The organism is Clostridium sp. RTP31139st1_H3_RTP31139_211217 (assembly GCF_040227035.1).
GTDB lineage: Bacteria > Bacillota > Clostridia > Clostridiales > Clostridiaceae > Clostridium > Clostridium saudiense.
Map to the genome: position 1 here is coordinate 23,663 of NZ_JBCOAB010000029.1, position 26,412 is coordinate 50,074.

Here is a 26,412-nt window from a genome sequence, read left to right on the forward strand (position 1 = left end):
AACATATGAAGAGCGTAGGAGTTTTTGATATATTAGGGCCTGTAATGGTTGGTCCATCTTCTTCTCATACAGCAGGAGCAGCAAGATTAGGGAAAGTAGCTAGAGCAGTTGCTGGAGGAGATATTGAAGAAGTAACATTTTATTTACATGGTTCATTTGCTAAGACATATAAAGGGCATGGGACTGATAGAGCATTAGTAGCTGGAATTTTAGGAATGGAACCAAGTGATTTAAGACTTAGGGATTCGTTAGATATAGCTAAAGAAATGGGACTTAAAATACATTTTAAAGAAGCTGATTTAGGAGATGTACATCCAAATACAGTTGAGTTTGTTATTAAAGGAAAAGAAGGAACTTATGAATTAATTGGATCTTCAATTGGTGGAGGAAGTATAGAAGTTACATCTGTTAATAGAAATACAGTTAATTTTACTGGAGCTTATCCAACAATAATTGTTTCTAATAAAGATGTTCCAGGAGTAGTATCTAAGGTAACATCAATTCTTTATGATAATGATATAAATATTGCTTTTATGAAAGTTTTTAGAAATCAAAAAGGTAAGGATGCAACTATGGTATTTGAAGTTGATCATGAAGTTACATCTGAAATTATAGGAAATCTTAAGGCAATAGAAGGAATAAATAAAGTAATAATGATTAATCCAATTAAGGACGGTGAATAATATGCTAGCAAGATCAGGAGAAGAATTATTAAAGATTTGTGAAGAAGAAAATATATCATTAAGCGAATATGCTATAAGAATAGAAATGAGAGATAAAGAGCTATCTAGAGAAGAAGTATATGAAAAGATGGCTAAAAACCTTAAAGTTATGAAAGAAGGAGCTACAGAAGGAAGAGAAAAGAAAGTTAATTCCTTAAGTGGTCTTATTGGTGGAGATGGATATAGAGTTCAAAAATATTTAGAAAAAGGAAATACGTTAACTGGAGATGTTACAGTAAAAGCAATGGCAATGGCGTTATCTTCATCTGAAGTAAATGCAGCAATGGGAAGAATAGTAGCATGTCCAACGGCTGGCTCATGCGGAATTTTACCAGCAGTAATTTTATCAGCAGGAGAAAAGCTTGCTAAAACTGATGAAGAGCTTATAGATGCTTTATTTGCATCAGCAGCTGTAGGAATGATAATTGGAATGAATGCTACACTTTCTGGTGCAGAAGGTGGATGTCAAGCTGAATGTGGTTCAGCAGCAGCTATGGGAGCAGCAGCTGTAGTAGAAATGATGGGTGGAACACCTAAAATGAGCTTAGATGCAGCGGCTATAGTTATTAAGAATATTTTAGGATTAGTTTGTGATCCAGTTGCAGGTTTAGTTGAAATTCCTTGTGCAAAGAGAAATGCAGCAGGTGCAATAAGTGCACTTTGTACAGCTGATATGGTTATGGCTGGAGTAGAAAGTAAAATCCCATTTGATGATACAGTTTCAGCTATGTACAAGGTAGGAAAAAGTCTTCCAGCATCTCTAAGAGAAACAGCAATGGGGGGAGTTGCAATAACAAAAGCAGGACTTGAACTTCGTAAAAAGGTATTCGGCGAAGAATAGAGCTATTGTGTGGTAGTTTAGTTATCCTGTGTAATAACGAAAAAAAGAAATATTATCTTTCTGGGAATTAGTGAAATCTAGCTTTAAATTTATATAATTTACTCCTAAAAATTTGCTGAAGATTAAAAACTCGCCTATAGGCTCAAACAGTATAATCTTTTTTACGCAAATTTTTATCCGTAAATTATTAAATTCTACGGCTCAATTTCAATATTCTCTTTAATATAATATTTCTTTTTTATGTATAAATATAGAAAACTAAATAATATCAATAACTAACTTGCCACTACTTCTACCAAAAACATTAACTAATCCAAATTAAATTGGGGTTAAGGAAGTACATCTAGTAATAAAGAAAAAAATGAAGGGATTATTGTAAGGAATATTATAATTGAGTTTTAGAATTTAATTATTCTCGTAAGAAAATTACCGTTAAAAAGCTGAGGGAGTAAAACGACATTCGAAGCTTTAGGTAATTTTCTGGAGAGAATAATATAAATTCTTAACGAAAATTATATTAATTCCTGGAGATAATCCCTTTATTTTTCCAGCTACTATGATGCACAAAGTAGATTTTGTCGAATAAGATGTTATTAGGCAAAACTGCACTATTGGATAATAAAGTGAGGAAAAATTTATGAGGCTTAGTGGGGAGTCTATTAATTATGTTTTAGACTTGCAAAAGAAAAAACTGCCTCGAGTATATTGTTGCTCTAGTATTGAGAGATTAAAAGATTTAAGTAGAGGAATTATATACTACAATGGAAAAGTAAAATCTAAATTGGATGAAAGTAATGATGATAGTAGTCTAGTAAATACATTACTAATTTTTTTAGATGAAATAAAAGATGAAAATATTATGGATATAGAAAAACAATTAATATCCATGAATAAAAAAGAGGTAGTATTATTAGAAGCCAAAGGAATAGATTCAATAATTCACAAAAGAAATTTAGCATTTAGTTTAATTAATAGGTACAATATTAATGTAATAAAGGGAACTAAGGAAGAAATAAATACACTAATAGCACTTCAAAATAAAGAAGAAAATATTAACTTTAATTATAGAGGATTTGCCAAAAGAAATAATTGTGTTTTAATTATTGAAGGTGAAAAATATTATATAACTGATGGATACAATGAATTTTATATAAAGAATAAAAATAAATATTTTACAGATGAAGAATTTATAGATAATGTTTATACAGGTATGATAGCTAGTAGCATTGGAATATGTAATAATAAAAGTGAAATTGTACAAGCTATATTAATTTCAACTTTATCTTTTTATATAGCACAAAAAAATTCTATAGGTATGATTAAGAAACAGCTTGATAATAGTAACTATGAAAATAATATTAAATTAATAAATGAATATCTATTAGAAGAAATATCAAAAATAGATGCTAAAAAAATTAAGGAATATGGCGATATAGAATATTATTTTAAAAGATAAAATAAAAAGAGCACAAAAGTGCTCTTTTTATATTAAAAGGAATTAAGCTTTGTTTATTGATCCGAATAATTCCATTTTTTCTTTAACTGTAGCTTTGATAGCTTCGAATCCAGGATTTAATAATTTTCTTGGGTCAAATCCTTTTCCTTCTAAGTCTTTTCCAGCTTCGATGTAAGCTCTTGTAGCTTCTTGGAATGCTAATTGACATTCAGTGTTAACGTTGATCTTAGAAACTCCTAAAGATATAGCTTTCTTGATCATATCTTCTGGGATTCCAGTTCCACCGTGTAATACTAATGGCATGTTTCCACAAGCTGTATTGATTTCTTCTAAAGCGTCGAAAGCAAGTCCTTGCCAGTTTGCTGGGTATTTTCCGTGAATGTTTCCGATACCAGCAGCTAACATAGTAACTCCTAAATCAGCAATTGATTTACATTCTTGAGCATCAGCAACTTCACCTTTACCAACAACTCCGTCTTCTTCTCCACCGATTGATCCAACTTCTGCTTCTAAAGATAATCCTCTTTCAGCAGTAACTTTAACTAATTCAGTAGTCTTTTCGATGTTTTCAGCTATTGGGTAGTGAGATCCATCAAACATAACTGATGAGAATCCAGCTTCCATAGCTTTGTAGCATCCTTCGTAGCTACCGTGGTCTAAGTGTAGAGCAACTGGTACAGTGATGTTTAACTCTTCTAACATACCGTTAACCATTCCAACGATAGTTTTGTATCCACACATATATTTTCCAGCACCTTCAGATACTCCTAAGATTACTGGTGAGTTGTTTTCTTGAGCAGTTAATAGAACAGCTTTTGTCCATTCTAAGTTGTTGATGTTGAATTGACCAACAGCATATTTTCCTTCTCTTGCTTTGTTTAACATTTCTTTAGCTGAAACTAACATGGCAATACCTCCGTATATTTCAATTTTTTATAAGAGAAATAAAAAAACATTCAGTGTTATAAAATTAACAAATATGTATATCAATTTATTCTCTATTGGTTATTATACCCCAAATTTATAAGAATGAAAACAAAAAAATGCTATAATATGCAGAAGGAAATGAAAATAATAGTAAAAAATAGATGTGAAAAGTTTTAAGAATTGATGTAAAATAGTAAAAGAAAAAATTAATTTACATTAAGGAGAAGAGAAAATGTTAGTTGACTTACATATACATACATATTATTCAGATGGAACTATGTCTCCTAAAGAAGTCATAGAAGAAGCTAAAAAGAAAAATTTAGGTATTATAGCAATAACAGATCATGATGTATTAGATTCTTATGAAGAATTAAAAAAAGAAGCTGAAAAAGCAGGAATCATTGCTATAAGAGGAGTAGAAATAGATTCAATATTTGAAGGACATTTAGTTCATTTATTAGCATATAAATTTGAGGATAATGAAAATTTCTTTAAATTAGTTGATAAGGCAAAGGAACAATTATTAGAAACAAGTGTAGAACTTATAAGAAGAATGGAAAAGGATTATGAAAATATATCATTAGATGATTATAATTCTTATGAATATGAAAGAAGAAAAGGTGGTTGGAAGGGAATACACTATCTTCATGATAGAAAGGTGACAGAAGGATTATTTGACGGAATGAGGCTTTATGGAAAATATGAATGTGGACATGAAAAATTTGCATTTCCAAGTGTTGAGGAAGTTTGTAATATAACTCATGAGGCTGGAGGATATGTGGTTTTAGCTCATCCTTGCAATTATTATAGCAATAAAAGCAAAGAAGAAATATTAGAAAAGTTAGAAATATTAAAAGGATTAGGAATTGATGGAGTAGAGTGCTATTATCCAGCAAATTCAGAATTAATGACAGAAACCTGTGTTGAGTTTTGTGAAAACAATGATTTATTAATAACAGCTGGTTCAGATGGTCATGGGGATTTTGGTGCCGTAAGTAAGGGAATAGAGTATTATATTGGAGCTATAAATAAGGATAGTGAAGAGTTAAAAATAGATAAATTATTATAAAATTCAAAAGTTATGGAATTGATGATTCCATAACTTTTTTCATATTTTTAAGAAAAAATACACAGTATATAAACAAATAGATTAAATTGGAGTAAAAGCTATGTATAAAAAGATAATATTAATTTTTTTAATTTTAAGTACTGTTATTTTTATATTTATAAATCCTATTTTATGTTATGCAAATGATAATAATAAAAAGATTCTTATAATTGGATCATATTCACCGAAAAATAAATGGGAGGTTTCTATAACTAAAGGGTTTGGGGATGCTGGAAAAGATAGATATACAGTTAAGGCTGAATTTTTAGATAGTGAAAGCTTTGAAGAAGAAGGATATGAAGAAAGTTTTATAAATTTTTTGAATGTAAAGTATAAAGACAGTAATATTGATTACATAGTTACATTGGATGATGAAGCTTTTCAATTAATTAGAAGTAAATTGTTTGATAATCAGTCATTTATTTATGAAAAGAATATCATTTTTGCGGGAGTAAATAATTATGTAACTCTTTCTAATGAGGAAAGTAAGTATATAAAAGGAATATTAGAAATTCAAGATAATTTAGAAATGATAAATACTATTTTAACGGCAGGTAACAAAGTAAATGATATTTATTTACTTTTAGATGAAAGTATATTTTGTAAAACAGTAAAAGAAAATTTTGAAAATTTAAAGGATGTTGCAGTAGTACCTTTTAATTATCATATTATCCAGGGGGCATATTTGGATGATATAAAGAAACAAATTGAAGGTATCAGTCCAGAAAATGCAGCAATATTTTTATGTGGAACATACAAAAAAGATGTAGGCGATGGAGTCGTATCATCAAAAAGTTTAATTGATGAGTTGCAAGAAATAACTTCAATGCCTATTTACACTAAGCTTGAAGAGTATATTTACGATGGGGCTATAGGAGGGATTGTTAATGATGGTTATAAGTTAGGAGAGGTGCTGTGTTCACTTATAGACAATCTTATAATTGGTAGTAATATATTTTCTGCAATTCCAGCACATGATACATTTAGTATACCTATTTTTAATTATAAAGCTATGAGTAAGTATGATATAAATCCATTAAAATTGCCTAAAAATACAGTATATATTAATAAGAAACCTTATGATTTGCTATTGCCAAAAAAGTGGATTGCTGTGGTATGGTTTGTTGGATTTATTATTATTTTAGGTGTATGCTCATTAATTTATATTTCAATCGTAAATAAAAAAGTAGCAAGAAAAAACAAAATGTTGCTACTTGAATCTATGGAAAGAGAAAAAATAAAAACAGACTTTATAGTTACAATATCACATGAATTAAGAACTCCTCTTAATATTATTATAAATGCAACTAATTTATTGATGATTAAGTTAAAGGAAGATAATATTGATGTTAAGTATTTTCAAGAACGATTAACATATATAATGAAAAATTCAAATAGATTACGAAGATATATAAATAATTTAATTGATGTAAGTAAATTAGAAATGGGATATATGGACGTGAAATTAAAAAATCAAAATATAGTTAATATAGTTGAAGAGGTAACATTAGCTATAGTAGATTTGGCTAAAAAATTTGATATAGATGTAATCTTTGATACTGAGGAAGAGGAAATAATAACAGCTATTGATACTTTAAAAATAGAACGAGTAATATTAAATCTTTTATCTAATTCTATTAAGTTTAGCAAGAATGGCAGACGTATATTTGTAAATATGAAGAAAAAAGAAGAAAGTGTAATTATAGAAATATCTGATGAAGGAATGGGAATGAGTGAAGAGTTTAAGACACATTTGTTTGAAAAGTTTAAAAGAGGAGATGTAAATGAGGGGTTAAAAAGACAAAATGAAGGCAGTGGTTTAGGATTATTTATAGTAAAAGGATTAATAGAGTTACATAATGGAACTATTGATATAATAAGTAAATTAAATGAGGGAACAAAAATAATTATTACACTTCCAATAAGGCTTGTTAATGAGAAAGAAAATGATGAATTTATTGTAGATTCGTCATTAGAATATTTATTTGAAATGGAATTTTCAGATATAGATAAAAAATAAAAGACTGTGCTTAAGTACAGTCTTTTTTGGTGCTGAAGACCGGAATCGAACCGGTACGGTATCGCTACCGCAGGATTTTAAGTCCTGTGCGTCTGCCTGTTCCGCCACTTCAGCAAGCAAGATTATTGTAATATTATTTTATAAATATGTCAATAGAAAATTTAAAAATAATAAAATTTATGTTAGTATTAATAAAAAGTGATAGTATTTTAATATATTTAAGAAAGCTGGTGAAGTTAAATGAATGAAGTTTTTAAAGTACTTAATAAATATTATGGATATAATACCTTTAGAAAAGGTCAATATGAAATTATAAGCAATATTTTAAGAGGTAGAGATAGTTTTTGTATTTTACCTACAGGGGGAGGAAAATCTATTTGTTATCAAATACCAGCTTTATTATTTAAAGGTATTACAATAGTGATTTCACCATTAATTTCTTTAATGAAGGATCAAGTGGATAATTTAAATTCAAATGGTATAAATGCAAGATATATAAATAGTACTCAAAGATTAGAATTAAGTGATGAAATAATAGAACTTTGCAAAAGAGGAGAGGTTAAGCTTTTATATATAGCTCCAGAAAAGTTAGAAAATGAGTTTTTTAAACGAAAATTAAGAGCTCTCAATATAAGTCAAATAGCTATAGATGAAGCACATTGTGTATCAATGTGGGGACATGATTTTAGAAAAAGCTATAGTTTAATAGCTGAATTTATAAATAGTTTAAGAGTAAGACCAATAATAACAGCTTTTACTGCAACAGCAACTGAAGTAGTAAGAGAAGATGTAATTAAACTTCTAGGCTTAAGAAATCCATACATATATATTGGCAGCTTTGATAGAGAAAATTTAGAAATTAAATTACATATTGAGGAAGATAAGCTTGAGTTAGTAAAGGATATTATAAGAGAAAAGGAAAATGAGGCAGGTATAATTTATTGTGCCACAAGAAAAGAGGTTGATGGCTTATATTATTACTTAAAAGATTTAGGATATAATGTATTAAAATATCATGGTGGGTTAAAAGATAGTGAAAAAGAATATTATCAAGATGAATTTTTAAATGAAAATTCAAATGTAATGATAGCAACAAATGCTTTTGGAATGGGAATAGATAAATCAAATGTAAGATATATAATTCATTTTACAATTCCTAAAAATATTGAAAGTTACTATCAAGAAATAGGAAGAGCAGGAAGAGATGGATTAACATCAGAATGTCACTTGTTATTTAATAGGGGAGATATAAGAACTTTAGAATATTTAATTCACACAACAGTCCAACTAAATAGGAAAGAAATTGAAATTAAAAAGTTGCAAAAAATGATAGATTTTTGTGAAAGCAAGGAGTGCTTAAGAAGTTTTATATTAAAGTATTTTGGGGAAGGAAATGTTAGAGAGTATTGTACTAATTGTAGTAATTGTTTAAATAATGATGAACTTAGAGATTATACAATAGAAGCACAAAAGGTATTATCTTGCGTATATAGAACAAAAGAAAGGTATGGAATATCAGTTTTAATAGATATCCTTCGCGGGATGACTGGACCTAAAATAATAAATGATAAATTAAATGAATTAACTACATATGGAATAATGAAGGATTATAGTAGTAAATTTATAAGAGATTTTATAAAGATTCTAATTGAATATGGATATGTAAGTTTGAAAGATGGGACTTATTCAATGCTTAAATTAAATGAGAAGTCATATAAAATTTTAAAGTCTCAATTGAAGGTAATGTTAAAATTAACATCTGAAAGTGAAGAAAAGGTAATTAATAGTGAATTGTTTAATAGGTTAAGAGGATGGAGAAGAGAAATGGCTATAAAGGAAGGGGTAAAACCATATATTATTTTTTCAGATGCAACGTTAATTGAATTATGTAATAAAAACCCTAAAAATGAAGATGAACTTTTAGATATAAGGGGAATGGGAGAAAAGAAGTTTAAAAAGTATGGATGCGATTTATTAAATCTATTAAATAAATAATTAGTTAATAAAAGATGTAAAAGCTTGTGTAAATTTAAAAAATTTACATGAGCTTTTATTTATTATGTAAGATAAATAAAATAATAAAAATACTTAAATTTAATAATAATTATGAAATTTAAACATATAAAATATAGAGAAATGTAAATTTTAAAAAATAGGAATATAACTATTTAAGTCATTAATATATTAAATTAAGGGGAGGGATGAGTTTATGGACTTCAAGGACTTTATAATTACAGATAGAGAAAATAGAAATAGTGAAAAATTCGAAGGAACATTTTTAGATTACTTAGAGATAGTGAAGAAAAACCCAGACGTAGCAAAACTTTCTCATAAGAGATTATATGATTTTATTATGAGTAAAGGTGTTGAGGTATTAAAAGCAGATGAAAACCCAAGAGTAAGAAAGATATATGGTAATGAAACTATTAAAAAATATGGATATTTCAAAGATGATTTCTTTGGAATAGACAAAGTTATAATGAAAATAGTAAATTACTTACATTCTGCATCTATGAAGGGTGAAGAAGCAAGACAAGTTTTATACTTAGTAGGGCCAGTTGGTGCAGGTAAATCTTCTTTAGTTGAATCACTAAAAAGTGCATTAGTTCATTGTGAACCTATATATTCAATTAAAGGATGCCCTATGCATGAAGAACCTTTACATTTAGTTCCAAATCATTTAAGAGATGAATTTAATAAAATGTTAGGAACACAAATAGAAGGTGACTTATGTCCAGTTTGTAAGTATAGATTACTTCATGAGTTTAATGGTGAATATGAAAATTTCCCAGTTGAGAGAAAGGGATTTTCTATAAGATCAAGAAAAGGAATTGGTGTTGTTCCACCAGTTGATCCAAATAACCAAGATACATCAATATTAACTGGTTCTGTTGATATTTCAAAGATGGATATGTATCCAGAAGATGACCCAAGAATATTCTCATTAAATGGTGCATTTAATGTTGGTAATAGAGGTTTAGTAGAATTTATCGAAGTATTTAAAAATGATGTTGAGTATTTGCATACAATAATAACTGCTACACAAGAAAAATCTATACCATCACCAGGTAAAGGTTCAATGATTTATTTTGATGGTCTTATAATAGCTCACTCAAATGAAGCTGAATGGAATAAATTTAAATCAGACCATACAAATGAAGCAATCTTAGACAGAATTGTTAAGGTAGAAGTACCTTATTGTTTAGAGCTTGAAGAAGAAATAAAAATTTATGAAAAGATTTTAAAGAAGAGTAACTTTGGTGCACATATTGCACCTCATACTATTGAAGTTGCAGCTATGTTTGCAATACTTTCTAGATTAACACCATCAGCTAAGGTTGATCCTATTACTAAGCTTAAGATTTATAATGGTGAAGATTTAGTTGAAAAGGGAACAACTAAGAAGGTTGATATTGTTGAGCTTAGAGAAGAGGCTGGCCCATATGAAGGTATGAAGGGAATTAGTACAAGATTTATTATTAAAGCAATTGATAATGCTCTTTCTAATTCAGAGTTTGATTGTATTAATCCTTTAAGCATAATGGAAAGTATTATCAAATCAGTTAAAGATATGGATATTTCATCTGATGATAAGAAGAAATATTTAGGCTTTATTCAAGATACAATACGTAAAGAGTATAATAAGATACTTGAAAAAGAAATTACAAAGGCATTTATTCATTCATTTAGAGAACAAGCTGAAAGCTTATTTAATAATTATATAGATAATGCAGAAGCTTTTGTGAATAAGACTAGAATAAAAGATGAACAAACAGGTGAGGAATTAAATCCTGATGAAGAATTTATGAGAAGTATAGAAGAACAAATAGGAGTATCTGAAGCATCAAGCAAGGGATTTAGAGCTGATGTTACTTCATATATGTTCTACTTAGTAAGAAATGGATCTAAGATTGATTATAAGTCTTATGAACCATTAAAAGAGGCTATAGAAAAGAAACTTATAGCATCAGTTAAAGATTTATCTAGAATTGTTACTAAATCAAGAGTTAGAGATAAAGAACAAACAGAAAAATACAATGCAATGGTTGAAGAAATGAAAAGGAATGGATATTGCCAACACTGCTGTGATGTAATTCTTAAATATGCAGCAAACAATTTGTGGAAGGATTGATAAGGATGGCTATATTTAGAGATAATACAACAAATCCTGTTGAGCATGATAGAAGCATAGAAGATAGAAGAAGACATAGGCAGTTGGTAGAGAAATCCATTAAAGAAAACTTAGGAGATATACTTTCAGAAGAAAGTATAGTAGGTGAAACTAAAAATAAAAAGTTTAAAATTCCTATTAGAGGAATAAAGGAATATCAATTTGTATTTGGTAGCAACAATAAAGGTGTTGCTACCGGTACTGGTGAAGAAAAACGTGGAGATAAATTAGGTTCAGCTGAATCTAGTGGTAAAAAAGGAAATAAAGGTGCAGGTAACTCTGAAGGTGACGATGTATATGAAACAGAAATTACGTTAGAAGAATTGATGGATTATATAGTTGAAGATTTGGATTTACCTAATTTAGATAAAAAGAAGTATTCTGAAATTATTAGTGAAAGTGCAAGTAGAAAAAGAGGATATCAAAAGCATGGAATTAATCCAAGGCTTGCAAAGAAAAAGACTGTTATGGCAAAGACTGCACGTAAGCAGGGGAAGATAAGAGCTTTAAAAGAAGCAGGATTAGATACTGAATTAGAAAGATTTCCATTTAGAGAAGATGATATTAGATATTATAGAGTAAAAACAAAGCCTAAGAAAGAAAGTAATGCTGTTATGCTCTTTATAATGGATGTATCAGGTTCAATGGATAGTACTAAAAAGTATTTAGCAAGATCATTTTTCTTTGTTTTATCAACTTTTATAAAAAGAAAGTATAACAATATTGCTTTTGAATTTATTTCTCATACAACAGTTGCTAAAGAAGTTAACGAATATGAATTTTTCCACAAAGCAGAATCAGGAGGAACATATATATCAAGTGGTTTAAATTTAGCGTTAAAACTTATTGAAGAAAAGTATTCACCAGAAGTATGGAATATATATCCTATATACGCTAGTGATGGAGATAACTGGTCTGAGGATAATGAAAAGGCAATTCAATCAGTTAAAAAGCTTTGTGAAGTAAGTAATATGTTTGGTTATGCTGAACTTTTACCATCAACTTATTCAACAACAATGTATTATAGATTCAATAAGGAAATAGTAGATAAGAAATTTGTCTCTGTTATTGTAAAGGAAAAGAAGAATTTATGGGATGCTCTTAAGTTAATGCTTAGCAAGGAGTTAAGGGAGGATGAATAATGGAGTACACATTAAAAGATTTAGAAGAGTGGAATGAGAAGATTGAAAAGAAAGCTACAGAATTTGGGCTTGATTATTATCCTCAGGAATTTGAAATAGTTGGATTTAATGAAATGTTAGCTTATGAAGCATATGTTGGAATGCCTTCAAAGTATCCACATTGGAGTTATGGTAAGGCATATGAAAAGAGTAAAACATTATATTCATTAAATTTAACTGGATTACCTTATGAAATGGTTATAAATTCAAATCCATCTTTAGCATATTTAATGAATGAGAATACCTTATTATTGCAGATATTAACTATGGCTCATGTTTATGGACATAATGATTTCTTTAAGAATAATAGGTTATTTAGAGAAGGTACTAAGGCTTATTATACTTTAGAGATGTTTAAATTAGATGCAGATATAATAAGAGGATATATTAACGATCCAAGTATAGGATATGCTAAGGTAGAAAAAATACTTGATGCTGCTCATGCACTTAGATACCAAATTCCAAGAGTTGTTGGAGTTAAAGAGTTAAGTGATGAGGAGATAAAATCAAATTTAATAGATGAATATAATAGGAAAATTGAAAATAGGGATGCTTTAAATGAGGATGAAGAAATAAAATTGCCAGATTTAAGTAAAACTCCAATTGAGCCTTGTGATGATGTTATTGGATTTATCATTAAATATGGTTCTTTAGAAGAATGGGAGAAATCAATTCTTAAAATAGTAAGAAGGGAAACGCAATACTTTATTCCGCAAATAGAAACTAAGATAATGAATGAAGGTTGGGCAAGCTATTGTCATTATAATATTTTAAAGAGCTTAGAATTACCACAAAGTTTACATTTTGAGTTTATAAAACGTCATAATGATGTAATTGCTCCAGCTTTAGGTGGATTAAATCCATATTATGTTGGTTTTAAGGTGTTTGAGGATATAGAAAAGAGATATGGAAGAGATAAGATTTTTGAAGTTAGATATATTGAAAGAGACAATTCATTTTTACGTAAGTACTTAACACAAGAATTATGCGAGGAATTAGGATTGTTCCAATATGCTAAAAAGAGCTTTGAATTTGTTGTTGATGAAGTATCAGATGAGCAAGGATGGAAGAGTATTAGGGATACTATGTCTGATTCATGTGGAGTTGGATCTATACCTTATATAAGAATAACTGACTTAAATAAAAGAGATGGAACTTTAACATTAGAGCATGTTTTTGATGGAAGAGAATTAGAATTACTTTATGCTAAGGAAACAATTAAATATTTATTTGATCTTTGGGGTCATAAAGTAATATTGAATACTAAAACTAAAGAAGGTAGAAGTATAGAAATAGTATGCGATAATGACAGAAGAGTTACAGTAAATTAAAAAGTGTAAAAAATGATGAATTAATGATGAGGAGTAGGAATTACTATCAGATTTAATTCATCATTTTTATATGTTTTGAATAGTTTAGTATAAGGAATATTTTTAAGGAGAAAATCATGGATTTAAAGGGAAGTAAAACTGAGAAAAACTTATATAGAGCATTTGCAGGGGAAAGCAGGGCGAGAAATAAATATAGTTTATATGCAGAAAAAGCAAGACAAGAAGGATATCAATGGGTTGGTAATATTTTTGATTTAACAGCATTAAACGAATTAGCTCATGCTAGAAGAGTATATAAGGATTATTTAAAGTTAGTTTGTAATACAAAAGAAAATTTAGTTGATGCTATATGTGGTGAAACAGATGAATTTAAAAATATTTATGCAAAATTTGAACAAGAAGCAAGAGAAGAAGGTTTTATAGATATTGCTAATTTTTTTAAAGAACTAAGAGAAGTTGAGGAAGATCATGCAAAAAGATTTAAAGAGTTGTATGACAAATTAGATGATGGAACAATGTTTGCTGGGCCAAGGGAATCAAAGTGGGTTTGTATGAATTGTGGATATATACATGAAGGAAGTGAAGCTCCAGAAAAATGTCCATTATGTGGATATCCTAGAGCTTATTTTAAACCTTATTGTGAAATAGAGGATTTATAAGAGGAGGAGAAAAATGTTTATATCAATACCTAAAGAGTTTTTTGTACCAGTAGTATTTAGTGATAGTTTTATACTAAATAAAGAGAATAATCACTTAGAATTTGACACAAATTCATATAGAGAAAGTACAGGCAAAACAAAAGGTGAAAGCATGAGTAAAACTTTGGAAAATAGTAAATCTGCAAATGAAAAACAAGATATACTACAAGTGGAAATGAGCAAGGGTGAATGTGGAAATAATGAAGAGGTTATTAAGCCTATTGAAAAAAAAGACAACACTATTTATATGTCATTAAAAAAAGAAGAAGATGAATATAAAATGTGTAAAGAAAATGGAAAGATATTTTCAGAGATAGATGATGAATTTATAGATAATATAGTTATTAAGGGGTGCGAAGAAAAATAAATGGAATCTTTATCTTAAGCTGGAGTTTTAATTTCACCTTAAGGTTAGAATTCGTTATGTCCAAAGGGGACCTAGTATAGGAGCATGTCCGTTGTAACATTCCTACCTAAATGTAGGGAAGTGTTACAACCATAGAGTATTAATGAATTTATATATGGAGGTATTAAATGAAATACCAACAATTAATGAAACAGTATTATGGTGATTTAAGTAATTTAAATCAATTATTACAATCTATGGTCAATTCATATAGATTATTAATTGCTGGGGCAGCTGAACTAAATAATATTAATGAAGCAAGAAGTAGCTATGTTAAGGTAGCAGTAAAAAGAGCTGATAATTTAGGTGAAATAATAGATAATGTAATAGAATTACTAGATGAATGTGGGGAGAGCTATTTTAAATATATTGCTCTTGTAGGAGATCATATATTAAAAAATACAGATAGTAGTGTGATTTTAACTGAAGTTGACAACGAATTACTTTTTCAAGATGCATCTGTAAGAGAAGAATATGAAGCTTTAAAAAAATATAAAGAAGAGCATCAAAAAGAGTTTGAAGATTAAAAGTTATGGGCTATAGTTCATTAGAAAACTATAGCCCATATTTTTAATAATTAAAATTTCTTTAGCTTTAAAGTACTTACCATTAAATAAGAACCTAATAACAATAATAAAAAAGGAATAAGTGCAGATATGTTTTTATTAATAGTAAATAAACAAAATAAAGCTAAGAAGCTTCCAGTAACAGTAATTGGAACACCAGTAAACACTCCATTAAATTCACTTGCATTATATCGAGCTAACCTAAAAGCACCACAGATTGGGAATAATAATAGTGGAATTATTCCAAATATTTTAGAAGGACCTAGTGTATAAAAATCAAATAATAAAAATATTAATATAGATGGTGCTACACCAAATGAAACTAAATCAGCTAAAGAATCTAGTTCTTTTCCTAAATCACTTGAAACCTGTAAGTAACGTGCTATTCTACCATCGTATCTGTCAACTAAAGCTGCAAGTAATATAAAAATGCAAGCAAGTTGGTAGTTACTTTCAAAGGTAGCTAATAGTGATAAAATACCAAATGATAAATTAATAAAAGTAAAGATGTTAGGAATACTGCTTTTTCTCATATAATCACTCCTAAGTTAATCTTAACATCATCATTATAGCATAAATTTTATAAAAAATTAACAATACTGTATTGAAAAGAGAAAACTAGAGATTAAGAGAGATATACTTATATATTTAAGGTATAAACAGGTTTTATATATAGAAAACTAAGATATATCGGGTGGTGGTTAATTTAAAACTATGTGGTATAATTTTTTTATATAATTAGGAGGGGTACAATGAAAAAGGTAAAATTAATTTATAATCCGTATTCTGGAGAAAATGTTATTTTATCTAAGTTAGATGAAATAATTAATATACATCAGGAAGCTGGTATGACTATAGTACCATATAGAATTAGAAAAGAATGTGGCATAGATGCAGCTTTTGATGACATTATACCAAGTGAATATGAATATATTTTAGTTGCTGGTGGAGATGGAACTGTAGATTCAGTTGTAAATGCTATGGCTAGAAAGGGAGTTTCATTACCAATAGGTATCTTGCCAGTAGGAACAGCAAATGATTTTGCAAAATTTTTAGGAATACCATTTGATGTAGAAGAAGCTTGCAAGCAAATAATAAATTCTAGTATAACTAGTGTGGATTTAGGAAGTATTAATGATAAATACTTTGTTAATGTTGCTAGTACAGGGCTTTTTACTGACGTTTCACAAAAAACAGACGTAAATTTAAAAAATACTATAGGAAAGTTAGCTTATTACTTAAAAGGAATAGAAGAATTACCTAATTTTAGACCACTTAAGGTTAACATAAAATCTGATGAAGTTAATTTTGAAGGTAATATGTATCTTATGTTAGTGTTTAATGGTAAAACTGCAGGAAACTTTAATTTAGCATCTAGAGCAGATGCAACAGATGGAATGTTAGATGTTATAGTATTTAAAGCAGTACAAATTTATGAGTTAATACCTCTATTTATTAAGGTATTAAAAGGTGAGCATTTAGATTCTGATAAGGTAATATATTTTAAAACAAAACACTTATATGTTGAATGTAACGAAGATATAGTTACTGATATTGATGGAGAAAAGGGACCAGATTTTCCACTTGATATAAAATGTATAAAAGGTGGAGTGAAAATTTTAGGTGTTAATATAGAAAATTAAAGAATAAATATAAAATTCAATTAATAATTATAAATAATAGTATTTTTGTAAAGGAGAGAAGATGTGATTGCCTTTATTTATTTATGTATATTGTTATTTATAATTATTTTTTCTTTGTATTTAATATCAATAAATTCTAAAAAATGTCCAGTAAAGATACAGAGGTTTTATTTTATAACCTTATCTATAATTGTTATTAGATATTTGTCATTGCTATCATTATGGATAGTACAGCATCAACGAATCATATATATAATTAAGGAGTTAACGCAATTAACATTTGTTGGAATGCCGTTGCTAGCATTAGCAAGTTTTTATATATTTTTAAGAGATGAGAATAGAAAATTCGATTATAATTATAGCTTTATGATTATTTTATTCTTTACTTATATAGTAATTAATTTATTTTATAAGTTAGATATAAGAGTAGATAATACATTTGGGTTTATAGTAAGTTATAAAGATATGTTAATTCCAAGTTTGATTTACTTAATAATAATGTCATCAATGGTGGTTGTGACACTATTATTTTTAGATAAGCCGTATAGTAATAAAAGTGGAATGGTATTTTTATTAATTTCTTTAGCGATAACAGTGGTAGAATTTATACTATTTTTGGGCGGAATAAAGCTTTTCCCTTACCCAGTATTGGGTGAATTTGCAATGATTGGTTGTTCATATAAAGCTATATCAACTTTTAAGAAATAAAATTAAATAATAATCATATAAAGTATTGCCTTTTAGAGGGAGATTAATATAATATTAGTATATATAATAATGCCCGAAGAAGGGCTTTTTTATTGCGAATAAAAAGTTATAATTTATACAAAAAATGGTGGTGAGATTAAATGGAGGGTGTCCCTCAGAGTATTAAATTAAGAAAATTGAATATAAGAAGTAATAGAGGGGAAACACACATTTAATATTTTAAATCTCCTCTATTAGTTGAGGAGGATTTTTATGCAAAGATTATCAGTGTTTTTGTTTACTAGTATATTAGGAAAGAAGATATATGATGAATTCGATGATGTACTAGGGGAATTAAAAGACATTTATGTAACAACAGAGCAAGGTTATCCAAGGGTAATTGGTTATAAAGTCAAGAGGGATGGAGTTACTTTTCACTATGAATTTAGGAGTATAGGCTTTTATAGTGATGATAATAAAGTTAAGATTATGACTAGAGGAAGCAAAGAAATACTACCAAGAACTTACTCGTATTTATTATCAAGAAATTTATTAGATAAGAAAATTGTTGATATTAATGGTAAGCAAGTTGTTAGAGTTGATGATTTAAGAATAGCTGAAATAGCAGGTGAATACAGAGTAATAGCAGTTGAAACTGGACCACTTGCTAAATTTAGAAGGATGAATTGTCAAGGATTAGGTAAGTTCTTTTATAAAATTATAAATAAGGATTATGAAGATAAAGTATTAATGTGGGATGATGTTGAGTCATTAGAAATGGTTAATAAAAATCTTCAAATTTCAGTACCATATAAAAAATTATCAACATTGCATCCAGCAGACTTAGCGGATATATTAGAAAACTTGGATGCAAGCTCTAGAAAACAAATTTTTGAGTCTTTAGATGAGGATTTAGCTGCAGATACTTTAGAGGAAATTGAACCAGAGTATAAAAGTAGTATCATTAAAGATTTAAGTGAAGCAAAGGCTGTTGAGGTATTAGAGAATATGCCTAATGATGAAATTGCTGATATTTTAGATGAGTTAGATGATGAAGAAAGAGAAAAAATATTAGTTAACTTAGAAACAGAAGATGCTGAAGAGGTTAAAGAACTTCTTAAATATGAAAACGAAACAGTTGGAAGTATAATGAGTAAAGATTTTATTTCTTTTAACTTAGATATAACAATTGGTGAAATAATAGATATATTAAGAGAAAGTAATCCGGAAGATGAAGAATTAAATTCGATTTTTATTAAGGATGAAGATGAAAAGGTAATTGGAATTATAGAATTAAAAGATCTTATTTTAAATTCAGCAAATGTTAAAGCTAAAGAAGTAATGAATGAAAATATAAATATACTTAAGCATAATGAATCTATTAATGAGGCTGTTGAAATAGCATCAAAATACGATTTGATGGCTATTCCTGTTGTTGATAATAGTGATGTATTAATAGGAGTTGTAAATACTCACGACTTAATAGATGAAGTACTATATCCAATGTGGAAAAAGAAAAATAAGTAAAAAATTTCAAATTATCTGTTGACATTTTAAGGGATAAGCATATAATTATATTATAAAGTTTAGTTAAATACTCGGAATTAAAACTATGAAAAAGGAAAGTAGTATAAAGGATGGTTACAGAGAGAAAAGGAAGCTGGGATCTTTTCACCGGTAATTTATATGAAGTGCCCTTTGGAGTTTAGGCCTGAAATAATAGTAAGGTTTTACGGTAGCGCCCGTTATAGCGCTCAGGTATTAATTGTACCGTAGAATGAGTGAAATCATTGTTATTATGATGGTTTAATTAGAGTGGAACCGCGAATATACTTCGTCTCTATATATAGAGACGGAGTTTTTTTATTTATTAAAAATTAAATTCTAGGAGGTAGAGAAATGATTTATAATGGAGCAATTGAATTAATAGGAAACACACCAATATTAAAGGTGAAAAGCATGGTAGATGAAAATTGTGCAGATGTGTATGTAAAATTAGAGAAATTTAATCCAGGTGGAAGTGTTAAAGATAGAGCTGCTTTAGGAATGATAGAAAAAGCTGAAAAAGAAGGAATATTAAAAGAAGGTTCAGTAATTGTTGAACCTACAAGTGGAAATACAGGTATTGGTTTAGCAATGATAGGAAGACTTAAAGGTTATAAGGTAGTAATTGTAATGCCAGAAACTATGAGTAAAGAAAGAAGAGATTTAATAAAAGCTTATGGAGCAGAATTAGTATTAACTGAAGGGTCAAAAGGAATGAAAGGAGCCATAGAGAAGGCAAATGAATTAGTTAAAAACAAAGGATATTTTATGCCACAACAATTCGAAAATATAGCTAATCCAGAAAAGCACTATGAAACAACTGCTGATGAAATATTTAATGATATTAATGATTTAGATGTATTTGTTGCAGGAGTTGGAACTGGTGGTACAGCAACTGGTGTTGGAAAAAGATTAAAGGAAAAAATAAATGGTATACAAGTAGTTGCTGTAGAACCAAGTAATTCACAAGTGATTGCAGGAAAGAAGCCAGGAGCTCATAAGATACAAGGAATAGGAGCTGGGTTTATACCACAAAATTACAAAGCCGAGTATGTAGATAATGTAGTTCCTGTTACAGATGAAGATGCGATAAGAACAGCAGTAGAATTTGCTAAAAAAGAAGGAATATTAGTTGGAATATCTTCAGGTGCAGCAATATATACAGCAATAGAAATTGCTAAAAAGTTAGGAAAAGGAAAAAAAGTTTTAGCTTTATCTCCAGATGGAGGAGAAAAGTATATTTCTATGGGAATTTATGATTAATATTTTAAAAGAGGCTTTGCAAATATTTTTAACGAAAGAAAGGAGTGCAAATATTGTTTAAAAACTTAAAATATGATTTAAATAAAGTAATGGAAAATGATCCAGCAGCTAGGAGTAAAATTGAAGTTTTCTTGCTTTATCCAACAATACATGCACTGATTGCATATAGGATAGCACATTATTTTTATACTAAAAAACTATTTTTCCTAGCTAGGCTTATATCCCAAATATCAAGATTTTTTACTGGTATAGAAATTCATCCAGGGGCCAAAATAGGTAGAGGATTAGTAATAGATCATGGTATGGGAGTAGTAATAGGAGAAACTGCAGAAATAGGAGATGATGTTCTTTTATATCATGGAGTAACATTAGGTGGCACTGGAAAAGATAAAGGAAAGAGACATCCTACTCTTGGTAATAATGTTGTTATTGGGGCTGGAGCAAAAGTGTTAGGACCAATTTATATTGGAAGTAACTCTAAGGTAGGGGCAAATTCTGTAGTACTAAAGGATGTGCCTGAAGGAGCAACAGCAGTAGGTATTCCAGCTAAAAATATTATCAAAATTAAAGAAGAAAAATCAGAAATAATAGAAATCAAAGATTATAGAGGAAGAAAAAAAGAAATATATAATGATATGGTGATATAGGTGAAAGAACAAATCAAAAGATATTGTAATTCTATAGGAATAGAAAATATAGGATTTATTGAGTGTAGAAGATTTGATGAATTATATGATTTCTACGATTATAGAAAAAATAACAAGCTTGAAAATGAATTTGAAGAAAGTGATATAGAAAAAAGAATAAATCCAAAGTGGTATATGAGTGAGGGGAAAACTATTATTTCAATAGCTTTTCCCTATCTTTGGGTTGATAACTATATTGAAAATGGATTTTCTAAATATACAAAGGGTCTTGATTATCATAGGGTTGTAAAAAAATATTTAGATGAAATTTGCAGGTTGATAAGTGAAAATGGTGGGAAAGCAATTTCATTTGTTGATAGTAATACATTACCAGAAAGATATATTGCATATTTAGCTGGTATTGGATTTATTGGAAAAAATAATATGATAATAACTAAGGACTATGGATCTTATGTTTTTTTAGGAGAAATAATAACAGATTTAACTTTGTTTGATAAAGACAAAAGAGTTTTTAATGAAATAGAAAAATTTAAGGAATGTGGGCAATGTGATATGTGTTATAAGGAATGTCCAACTAAATCTATAAATGAAATAAAAAAGAATCCAAATATTTGCTCATCTTATATAACTCAAAAGAAGGATCTTTCAGATATAGAAATAAAGCTTTTAAAAGGAAAAATATTTGGATGTGACATGTGTCAAAATAAATGTCCATATAATGAAGATGTAAAGTTTTCTAATATAGGTGAATTTAAGCCTTTAGATTTTATGGAAGAATCAAATTGTGAGATATATGCAGGAATTAATAATAAAGCATTTAAGGAAAATATATTAATTACTTCCTGTGGATGGAGGGGGAAAAATATAATTAAAAGAAATGCTATAATAAGATTACATAATGAGGGTAGAGATATAAAGAAATATAAAGGGGATTCACCTTATTTAAATGATTATATTGAAAGATTAAATAAGTAAAGAATTGTTTAGTTTTAGTATATAAAATATAATATAAGTAGTGATTATGTGAGGGGGAATAAATGTGATTTCTAAAAATTCTGCAAAATTAATGAGATTTTTACCAGACAAAGTAGTGTTTAAAATAGCTAGAAAAGCTATAGATGGATATTTAGATAAATATGCAGAGATAAAAGTTAATGGATATGAAAATATTAAAAAAGTAGATGGGGCTAAAATATTTATTTGTAATCACTTAAGTAATTCAGATGGATTTATATTAGAAAAGGTATTGAAGGAAGATTATGATCCAACATTTGTAGCTGGAGTAAAGCTAAGTAATGATCCTGTAACAAATTTAGGGACAAAAGTAGTTAAACATATATCAATAAAACCTAATACAGCAGATAAAGATGCAATAATGGGAATGATAAAAATTCTTAAAGATGGCGAGAATTTAGTATTATTTCCAGAAGGAACAAGAAGTAGGACTGGAAGTATGATCGAAGCCAAAAAAGGAGTTATACTTGTTGCTAGAATGAGTAAAGCTAACATAATTCCGATTTCATTAAGTGGGACGGAAAAATTATTACCTATTAATAAAGAGGGTGATATGTCTCAAGAAAAATGGAATAATGCCGTTGTAAATGTAAATATAGGTGAGCCTGTAATTATTCCTAAAAAAGATAAGGAAGAATCTAAGCATGATTATGATGAGAGATGCTTGAATTATTTAATGAAGGCTATAGCAAAAGGTCTTCCAGAGAAATATAGAGGCGTTTATAAATAATTATAGATATTAATATGTGGATCATTAAGTCTAGAAATTTATAGATTAATGGAGGAAATGAAAGGTGAAACAAAGGACTAAAATAATATTAGAAGAGTTGAAAAAAATGTATCCTGATGCAAAGTGTGAATTAAATCATGAAACTCCATTTCAATTATTAGTTGCAACTATTTTATCAGCTCAAACAACTGATAAGAAGGTAAATGAGGTTACTGAAGATTTATTCAAGGAGTATCCAGACGTGGATGCATTTTTAACTTTATCGATAGATGAGTTAGAAAATAAAATCAAACAAATAGGCCTTTATAGAAGTAAGGCAAAAAATATATTAATTATGTGCAATCAGTTAAAAAGTAAGTTTAATGGGGAAGTTCCAAGAACTATGGATGAAATAACGAGTTTAGCAGGTGCAGGAAGAAAAACAGCTAATGTAGTTTTATCAAATGCATTTGGAGTTCCTTCAATTGCTGTTGATACTCATGTGTTTAGAGTGTCTAATAGATTAGGACTTGCAGATTCAGATAATGTACTTGAAGTTGAAAAGCAATTACAAGCAGAATTGCCTAAAAAGGAATGGAGTCTTACGCATCATCTGTTGATATTTCATGGTAGAAGAATGTGTATAGCAAGAAATCCAAAGTGTGGAGAGTGTCCATTTACTAATAGATGCAAATATTTTAAAGAGCAAAAAGCAAAAAAACATTAAATGTTATAAGCATATATTGATTACAAGCTTTGTAATTATAAAAAGTTTTATATGATATAATTATTAAAGAATTATTTTCTTTTTAGAATTCAAAAATATGTTTTATAATATATAAAATTTTATATAAACTCAGAAAGATATATTTTGCTCTAAAAGAGATAATTATTAAATTAAATGCAATTGTAGGAGGAAATGAATGAAGGTTGGAGTAATAATGGGAGGAATTTCATCAGAAAGAGAAATTTCACTTAAAAGCGGTAATTCTATAGTAGAAAAAATAGATAAAACTAAATATGAGGTAATACCTGTAGTAATAGATAATAAAGAAGATATAATAACAAAAGTTAAAGGCCTTGATTTTGCTTTATTAGCTCTTCATGGAAAATTTGGAGAAGATGGAACTGTTCAATCTGTACTTCAAACTTTAGATATACCATATTCAGGATGTGGACCAATTAGTTCAGGCGTATGTATGGATAAAGATTTTACAAAGAGAGTTTTAAAAGCAAATGATATTAGAACAGCTAGATGGATAAATGTTTCGTCTGTTGATGAAATTGATTATGATAAGATTGAGGAAATGGGATATCCTGTATTTGTTAAGCCTACTAATGGAGGATCAAGTGTTGCAACATTTAAAGTAAAAGAAAAAAGTGAAATAAGAGCAGCAGTTGAAGAAGGCTTAAAATGGGATTGTGAAGTAATGATTGAAGAGTTTGTTGAAGGAGAAGAAATAACTTGTCCTGTATTTGATGGTGAAATGTGGCCTGTTATAGCAATAAAACCACATTCAGATTTCTTTGATTATACTCAAAAATACGCAGCAGATGGAGCAGATGAAATTGTTGTTCAACTAGAAGAAAATCTTCATAAAGAAGTTGAGAAAATGGCATTAGATACTTATAAGGCATTAAAATGTCAAGTTTATGCTAGAGTTGATATGATAGTAGATAAAAATGGAATACCATATATATTAGAAGTCAATACTTTACCAGGAATGACTCCAGCAAGTCTTTTCCCTAAGAGTGCTGCAGCAATAAATATTAGTTATTCTGGATTATTAGATAAGATTATAGAAACATCTATGAAAGTAAAAAGAAGTCATTAAGATAGTTAATAGTTTTGAGTTAATTAAGTAAAAAAACTAGAATCATATTTTTATGATTCTAGTTTTTTTATTGTATTTAGAATACCACAGGTCAGACCTGTGGTTCCGGAAAGATTCTAGCGGCCAAGGTAGATGGGTTTTAAATTAGTAGTTAATGAGTAAATTTAGATAAGTTGAATTAAAAAATATATATTTTAAAAACTCCATTAGGAGTTTATACCTTAACTATTAATTATTCACTATTAACTGTTAACTATCAAAACTTTGTAACAATAAATAAATTTTAAAATAGTATAATACTAAGGAATTTTATTTATTGGAGGGCTTATGCAAAATAGAACTGATAAAAGTCTATTTGGTATAGATATTAATGAATATTCACAAGGGGTGGATTTTTCTGTTCTTGCAACAACTATAGACTTTTTATACCTAAGATCTTCAGGGTCAGCCTCAGGACGGTTTAGAGTTGATAAGAAATTTTTGGAATTTGCAGGTAAAGCTAGAAATTTTAAAATACCAGTTGGAGCATACCACTTTGGAGTACCTAGTTATGATCTAACTACAGCTGATTCTCAATGTGATGATTTTATAAATATACTTCAAGAGGGATTTGGAGAAAAAGATTATGGAGATTTATTTCCAGTACTAGATGTTGAAACACCTACTGATAACTCAATTTCTACATCAGCATTGATAAATTGGATTGATAGATTTAGAAAAAGATTCGAGAAAAAGACTAGAAGAAGATTGATGCTTTATACAGGTGTATTCTTTGTGGAAATGTATAATAATTTTTATATACCTAATGAAGGATATCCATTAAAGAATATGATTTTATGGATTGCTCATTATACTGCAATTCCTGGCAATGCACCAGTTCCACCTGATGTAGGGGGATGGACAAGATGGAGAGTATGGCAATATAGTGAATCAGCTACAGTAGGAGGAGTTACTAGTAAAGTAGATGCCAATTGGGGACCAGATAGTATAGATTTATTAACTCAGCCTAGAAATGTTGCAGGACTTACTGTTAGTAGAAAAGGAAATATTTTAAATGTTAGTTGGAAAAAGAATACTGACGCTGATTTAGTTGGATATAATATTTTTGCAAATAATTACTGGATAGGAACAGTAGATGCAAAGGATACTAGTTTTTCAATTAATATAAATCAATTACCATTTACCGTAAAAGGAACAATAAAAATAAGTATTGAAGCCTTTGATAAAGATGGTGAAACATCAAAAAATAGAAGCAGTTTTATAATATAAGTGAGCTTCTAAATCTTCGATTTAGTTAAGCGAACTTACTCATCCGACGGTTAGGAGGAGGAGTTTCATTTGAAAAATGCTTCTAAATCTTCGATTTAGTTAAGCGAACTTGCTTGAAGCTCCAAATTTTCAATTTGGCCAGCTGAAAGTACACTTTAGTGTACTCATCCGACGGTTAAGGAGGAGCTTCCCTTAAAAAAAAGAATGGCTTTCACATTGTTTTGCATATAAAAATAGAATTTACAAATAATAAATGAATGTAAAACGATAAAGAAAGCCATTTTTATTGTTGTTTTTTATTATATGATAAATTACAATATCAAGTGCAACACTAATTAATTGCAAAAAAAATAACCCATACGGGTACGTTCAT

Annotated in this window: 24 protein-coding genes, 1 tRNA gene and 1 other annotated feature; of the genes, 22 read left to right on the plus strand and 3 right to left on the minus strand. The window is 28.6% G+C overall.

Annotated elements, in window-relative coordinates; all coding sequences use genetic code 11:
* Window positions 1-5 precede the first annotated feature (5 nt).
* The 3 genes from sdaAB to ABUA17_RS12330 all read left to right on the plus strand — a co-directional run bounded on the left by sdaAB (window position 6) and on the right by ABUA17_RS12330 (window position 3,019).
* Window positions 6-683 carry an L-serine ammonia-lyase, iron-sulfur-dependent subunit beta gene (sdaAB, locus tag ABUA17_RS12320; RefSeq protein WP_042398521.1) on the plus strand — a complete coding sequence of 226 codons (678 nt, stop codon included), beginning with the start codon at window positions 6-8 and terminating at the stop codon, window positions 681-683.
* A gap of 1 nt (window position 684) precedes the next feature.
* On the plus strand, window positions 685-1,563 hold the full coding sequence (gene sdaAA, locus ABUA17_RS12325; protein ID WP_288161177.1) for an L-serine ammonia-lyase, iron-sulfur-dependent, subunit alpha: 879 nt from the start codon (window positions 685-687) through the stop codon (window positions 1,561-1,563).
* 637 nt (window positions 1,564-2,200) lie between these two features.
* A complete protein-coding gene (locus tag ABUA17_RS12330; RefSeq protein WP_042398514.1) occupies window positions 2,201-3,019 on the plus strand; it encodes a hydroxyethylthiazole kinase in 819 nt (272 codons plus the stop codon).
* A gap of 42 nt (window positions 3,020-3,061) precedes the next feature.
* Here the strand turns inward: ABUA17_RS12330 and fba are convergent, their stop codons facing one another.
* A complete protein-coding gene (gene fba / locus ABUA17_RS12335; RefSeq protein WP_042398511.1) occupies window positions 3,062-3,925 on the minus strand; it encodes a class II fructose-1,6-bisphosphate aldolase in 864 nt (287 codons plus the stop codon).
* Between the two features lie 253 nt (window positions 3,926-4,178).
* Between fba and ABUA17_RS12340 the strand changes: the two genes are divergently transcribed.
* Together ABUA17_RS12340 and ABUA17_RS12345 are read left to right on the plus strand one after the other, a co-directional pair.
* Complete coding sequence (locus ABUA17_RS12340) at window positions 4,179-5,015, plus strand: PHP domain-containing protein (protein WP_195951397.1); 837 nt, start codon at window positions 4,179-4,181, stop codon at window positions 5,013-5,015.
* A 100-nt stretch (window positions 5,016-5,115) separates the two neighbouring features.
* A complete protein-coding gene (locus ABUA17_RS12345) occupies window positions 5,116-7,074 on the plus strand; it encodes a sensor histidine kinase (RefSeq protein WP_195951398.1) in 1,959 nt (652 codons plus the stop codon).
* A gap of 27 nt (window positions 7,075-7,101) precedes the next feature.
* Here the strand turns inward: ABUA17_RS12345 and ABUA17_RS12350 are convergent.
* Window positions 7,102-7,188: transfer RNA gene (locus ABUA17_RS12350), tRNA-Leu, on the minus strand.
* Window positions 7,189-7,314: 126 nt separating this feature from the next.
* Between ABUA17_RS12350 and recQ the strand changes: the two genes are divergently transcribed.
* The 7 genes from recQ (at window position 7,315) to ABUA17_RS12385 (ending at window position 15,388) form a co-directional block, all read left to right on the plus strand.
* Window positions 7,315-9,069 carry a DNA helicase RecQ gene (recQ, locus tag ABUA17_RS12355; RefSeq protein WP_042398504.1) on the plus strand — a complete coding sequence of 585 codons (1,755 nt, stop codon included), beginning with the start codon at window positions 7,315-7,317 and terminating at the stop codon, window positions 9,067-9,069.
* A gap of 214 nt (window positions 9,070-9,283) precedes the next feature.
* Window positions 9,284-11,206: a PrkA family serine protein kinase gene (locus ABUA17_RS12360; RefSeq protein ID WP_042398500.1), complete on the plus strand. Its 1,923-nt coding sequence runs from the start codon at window positions 9,284-9,286 to the stop codon at window positions 11,204-11,206.
* 5 nt (window positions 11,207-11,211) lie between these two features.
* Window positions 11,212-12,387, plus strand: a complete 1,176-nt coding sequence (gene yhbH / locus ABUA17_RS12365) for a sporulation protein YhbH (protein WP_042398497.1) — start codon at window positions 11,212-11,214, stop codon at window positions 12,385-12,387.
* Window positions 12,387-13,757, plus strand: a complete 1,371-nt coding sequence (locus tag ABUA17_RS12370) for a SpoVR family protein (RefSeq protein ID WP_042398494.1) — start codon at window positions 12,387-12,389, stop codon at window positions 13,755-13,757. Before yhbH ends, ABUA17_RS12370 begins: the two co-directional genes overlap by 1 nt.
* Before the next feature lie 116 nt (window positions 13,758-13,873).
* Window positions 13,874-14,416, plus strand: coding sequence for a rubrerythrin family protein (locus ABUA17_RS12375; RefSeq protein ID WP_042398491.1), 543 nt, complete (start codon window positions 13,874-13,876; stop codon window positions 14,414-14,416).
* Between the two features lie 13 nt (window positions 14,417-14,429).
* Entirely contained in the window at window positions 14,430-14,822 is a 393-nt protein-coding gene (locus ABUA17_RS12380) for a hypothetical protein (RefSeq protein WP_042398490.1), read from the plus strand.
* Between the two features lie 167 nt (window positions 14,823-14,989).
* The gene (locus ABUA17_RS12385) at window positions 14,990-15,388 is read left to right on the plus strand and encodes a hypothetical protein (RefSeq protein WP_042398488.1); all 399 of its coding nucleotides are present in this window, start codon (window positions 14,990-14,992) and stop codon (window positions 15,386-15,388) included.
* Between the two features lie 50 nt (window positions 15,389-15,438).
* Here the strand turns inward: ABUA17_RS12385 and pssA are convergent, their stop codons facing one another.
* Window positions 15,439-15,960: a CDP-diacylglycerol--serine O-phosphatidyltransferase gene (gene pssA, locus ABUA17_RS12390; RefSeq protein WP_042398486.1), complete on the minus strand. Its 522-nt coding sequence runs from the start codon at window positions 15,958-15,960 to the stop codon at window positions 15,439-15,441.
* A gap of 219 nt (window positions 15,961-16,179) precedes the next feature.
* On the opposite strand from pssA, the gene ABUA17_RS12395 reads away from it, so the two are divergent.
* The 10 genes from ABUA17_RS12395 to ABUA17_RS12440 all read left to right on the plus strand — a co-directional run bounded on the left by ABUA17_RS12395 (window position 16,180) and on the right by ABUA17_RS12440 (window position 26,039).
* Window positions 16,180-17,070, plus strand: coding sequence for a YegS/Rv2252/BmrU family lipid kinase (locus ABUA17_RS12395; RefSeq protein WP_042398483.1), 891 nt, complete (start codon window positions 16,180-16,182; stop codon window positions 17,068-17,070).
* A 288-nt stretch (window positions 17,071-17,358) separates the two neighbouring features.
* On the plus strand, window positions 17,359-17,778 hold the full coding sequence (locus tag ABUA17_RS12400) for a hypothetical protein (RefSeq protein WP_052330668.1): 420 nt from the start codon (window positions 17,359-17,361) through the stop codon (window positions 17,776-17,778).
* A gap of 252 nt (window positions 17,779-18,030) precedes the next feature.
* Window positions 18,031-19,284, plus strand: a complete 1,254-nt coding sequence (locus ABUA17_RS12405; RefSeq protein WP_042398480.1) for a magnesium transporter — start codon at window positions 18,031-18,033, stop codon at window positions 19,282-19,284.
* A 76-nt stretch (window positions 19,285-19,360) separates the two neighbouring features.
* Window positions 19,361-19,602: a binding site (T-box leader), on the plus strand.
* A gap of 54 nt (window positions 19,603-19,656) precedes the next feature.
* Window positions 19,657-20,565, plus strand: a complete 909-nt coding sequence (cysK, locus tag ABUA17_RS12410; RefSeq protein WP_042398477.1) for a cysteine synthase A — start codon at window positions 19,657-19,659, stop codon at window positions 20,563-20,565.
* A gap of 53 nt (window positions 20,566-20,618) precedes the next feature.
* Entirely contained in the window at window positions 20,619-21,212 is a 594-nt protein-coding gene (epsC, locus tag ABUA17_RS12415) for a serine O-acetyltransferase EpsC (protein WP_042398473.1), read from the plus strand.
* Window positions 21,213-22,187, plus strand: coding sequence for a tRNA epoxyqueuosine(34) reductase QueG (queG, locus tag ABUA17_RS12420; RefSeq protein ID WP_055291863.1), 975 nt, complete (start codon window positions 21,213-21,215; stop codon window positions 22,185-22,187).
* A 64-nt stretch (window positions 22,188-22,251) separates the two neighbouring features.
* Complete coding sequence (locus tag ABUA17_RS12425; RefSeq protein ID WP_055291861.1) at window positions 22,252-22,956, plus strand: lysophospholipid acyltransferase family protein; 705 nt, start codon at window positions 22,252-22,254, stop codon at window positions 22,954-22,956.
* A 64-nt stretch (window positions 22,957-23,020) separates the two neighbouring features.
* Window positions 23,021-23,662: an endonuclease III gene (nth, locus tag ABUA17_RS12430; RefSeq protein WP_042398463.1), complete on the plus strand. Its 642-nt coding sequence runs from the start codon at window positions 23,021-23,023 to the stop codon at window positions 23,660-23,662.
* 196 nt (window positions 23,663-23,858) lie between these two features.
* Window positions 23,859-24,770 (plus strand): D-alanine--D-alanine ligase, encoded by a 912-nt coding sequence (locus tag ABUA17_RS12435; protein ID WP_042398460.1) that lies wholly within the window; start codon window positions 23,859-23,861, stop codon window positions 24,768-24,770.
* Window positions 24,771-25,097: 327 nt separating this feature from the next.
* Window positions 25,098-26,039, plus strand: a complete 942-nt coding sequence (locus ABUA17_RS12440; protein WP_349818023.1) for a glycoside hydrolase family 25 protein — start codon at window positions 25,098-25,100, stop codon at window positions 26,037-26,039.
* Window positions 26,040-26,412: the final 373 nt, after the last annotated feature.